Source organism: uncultured Serinicoccus sp., assembly GCF_947500995.1.
GTDB lineage: Bacteria > Actinomycetota > Actinomycetes > Actinomycetales > Dermatophilaceae > Ornithinicoccus.
Genome location: NZ_CANMUA010000036.1, coordinates 1 through 529 on the forward strand (window position 1 = coordinate 1; position 529 = coordinate 529).

Below are 529 nucleotides of genomic sequence, written 5' to 3' on the forward strand. Positions count from 1 at the left end.
TGCTGCGCTGCTGGTCGCCTGGGGGGCCGGGCTGGTCCTGCCGTCCAGCGCCATTCCCTACTTCGGGCTCATCCCCCTGGCGCTCGGTATCTGGGCGGCGTGGCAGGCATGGCGAGGCGACGGTGACGACGACGACGAGAAGGTCGAGGGCAAGAAGGTCGGCATCCTGACTGTCGCCGCGGTCACCTTCGCCAACGGCGGAGACAACATCGGCGTCTACGTCCCGGTGTTCCTGAACGTCAGCACGGCAACCGTGGTCATCTTCTGCGTCGTGTTCCTGCTGCTCGTCGGCGTGCTGGTCCTTCTCGCCAGGTATGTCGCCACCCGCAGGCCTATCGCCGAGGTGCTCGAGCGATGGGAACACGTGCTCTTCCCGATCGTCCTGATCGGCCTCGGCATAGCCATCCTCGTCAGCGGCGGCGCATTCGGACTCTGACAAACCGGGACCCTACGAAGCGCCGAACGACGGAGCGTGACGCCTCCCATTCCGGGCGCCTGACCTGCGGGGCGTCGCCTGCTTCGGGCCAGC

At 67.3% G+C, this 529-nt stretch carries 1 protein-coding gene; it reads left to right on the forward strand.

Annotation, left to right across the window (positions count from 1 at the left end):
* On the forward strand, nt 1–436 hold a 436-nt coding region (locus Q0967_RS17335), incomplete at its 5' end, for a cadmium resistance transporter (RefSeq protein WP_299451317.1).
* Between the last annotated feature and the right edge of the window lie 93 nt (nt 437–529).